The organism is Mitsuokella apri (genome assembly GCF_047974105.1).
Taxonomy (GTDB): domain Bacteria; phylum Bacillota; class Negativicutes; order Selenomonadales; family Selenomonadaceae; genus Mitsuokella.
The window spans coordinates 1-455 of record NZ_JBHYRS010000025.1; the positions used below are offsets into that span (position 1 = coordinate 1).

The 455-nt window shown below is 50.5% G+C and carries 1 protein-coding gene; it reads left to right on the plus strand.

The window, feature by feature from the left end; translation table 11 throughout:
- Positions 1 to 455, plus strand: a 455-nt coding sequence (locus ACE419_RS11555; protein ID WP_435722086.1) for a transposase, incomplete at both ends; no start/stop codon positions are given.

A 455-nucleotide genomic window follows, 5' to 3' on the forward strand; every position in this document is an offset into this window, starting at 1 on the left:
GTGTCAATCCTTTATGACCACGCCCGCCATAACGGCAAGTCGTATGTCAACGGGCATTGCTTTGTCAGCATAACCATGAGTGTGCCCATACTAAAGCAGAGGAAAGGCAAGCCATGGATTGATTATCTGGCTGTGCCATTAGGCTACGCCATGTGGAGCAAGACGGCAAGCAAGCTGCAGCTGGCGGCAGATCTTCTTGATGAAGTGATGCCGATGCTCAGCAAACGTCAGGTCATCCTGCTGTTTGACAGCTGGTACGCCAAGAAAAATCTGATTCATCACGCCCAGCAGTATGACAATCTTGCCATTATCTGCAATGTCCGGCATGATACGCAGATTTACGAGCTGCCTGCTGCAAAATCTGGCCCCGGCCGTCCACGAAAATATGGCAGACGGCTGACGCTGGACGATTTGTACGAGAATATTTGGAAGAAGACTTGCCAAATGGACCAGCT